1 protein-coding gene is annotated in these 413 nt (G+C 70.0%); it reads left to right on the top strand.

Features of this window, described 5'->3' with window-relative positions:
- A partial coding sequence (locus ACNFOC_RS55615) for a hypothetical protein (RefSeq protein ID WP_416966476.1) occupies window positions 1-182 on the top strand: 182 nt, incomplete at its 5' end.
- Window positions 183-413 lie beyond the last annotated feature (231 nt).

Below are 413 nucleotides of genomic sequence, written 5' to 3'. Positions count from 1 at the left end.
ACGGTGAGACCGCGATGGAGTTGATGCCGTATGCCGGCCTGGTCACCGAGGAACGGATGACCGAGGCGACCCGCGAGTGCGCGCCGCCGTGGTGCAGCATGACGATCTGCCCGATCCGCGTCAGCAGAGCGGTCGCCGGCCGTGGCGATGCGCGCGCCGGCGGCCACCACGCGCGCGCGTGACGCCGTGAGCTGGTCGCGGCTGTCGGCGTTGGCGAGGGCGGTGGCGACGAGTTCGGTGAAGTCGGCGACTCGCCGTGGCGGGTACCCATGAACTCCCGCTTCGCCTGCATCGGTGTCGTGTCCCCGGAGTGAGCACCGCCGTGCTTACACCAGGTTGCTGAAGTCCGGGCCGGTCGGCGCGTCGACGTGCATCGTGCAGCGGATTCTGTACTGGTCGTCCCCGTCCTGGAA

Source organism: Streptomyces colwelliae, from assembly GCF_048158785.1.
Classification (GTDB): domain Bacteria; phylum Actinomycetota; class Actinomycetes; order Streptomycetales; family Streptomycetaceae; genus Streptomyces.
This window is presented reverse-complemented; position numbering and strand designations above follow the sequence as displayed.